This window comes from Cellulomonas sp. P2_B4 (assembly GCF_056404795.1).
Map to the genome: position 1 here is coordinate 1 of NZ_JBFUDI010000061.1, position 624 is coordinate 624.

At 66.0% G+C, this 624-nt stretch carries 1 protein-coding gene; it reads right to left on the bottom strand.

Translation table 11 applies throughout. The features are described from left to right. The coding region (locus AC1DZC_RS20085; RefSeq protein WP_477044504.1) for a cytochrome P450 at positions 1-624 on the bottom strand (624 nt) is incomplete at both ends.

Sequence of the window (624 nt, forward strand, 5' to 3'; positions counted from 1 at the left end):
GGCGACGGGCGTTTCCTCCACCTGCCGTTCGACCGGAGCGACGCCCAGCCGTTCGTGCGGCATGCGCAGCCGGACACGCATGTAGAAGTCGTCCGGCTTGATCGAGAGCGTCTCCTTGATGCGCAGCTTGTAGGCATGAGGATCGCTGATCGCGAACTTTTGCAGCAGCATCGCCAGTGCGAGCTTTGCCTCGACCATGGCGAACTGCCGGCCGATACAGGCGCGCTCGCCATTGCCGAACGGCTTGTAGGCCTGTGGGTGCCGCGCGGCCTCGGCATCGGGCAGCCAGCGGTCGATGTCGAACTCTTCCGGGTCGGTCCAGACGCCCGGATCGCGGTGCAGGCCGGGCGAGAAGACGTTGACCGGGCGATCCTTGCGCAGGTGCCATTTGCCGCCGATCACGACATCCTCGAACGGCGCGACGCTGAAGGCCGGCGCGGTCGGCCAGAGGCGCATCGCTTCCTTCAGGATGCGCTCGATCACTTCGAGCTTCACCACATCGGTATAATCGGGGCGCTTGTCGCCGGGCAGGACGCGGTCGACCTCGGCATAGGCCTGGGCCAGCACATGCGGATGGCGCAGCAGCAGGTGCTGCGAGAAGGTAAGAAGGCCCGAGGTCGTCTC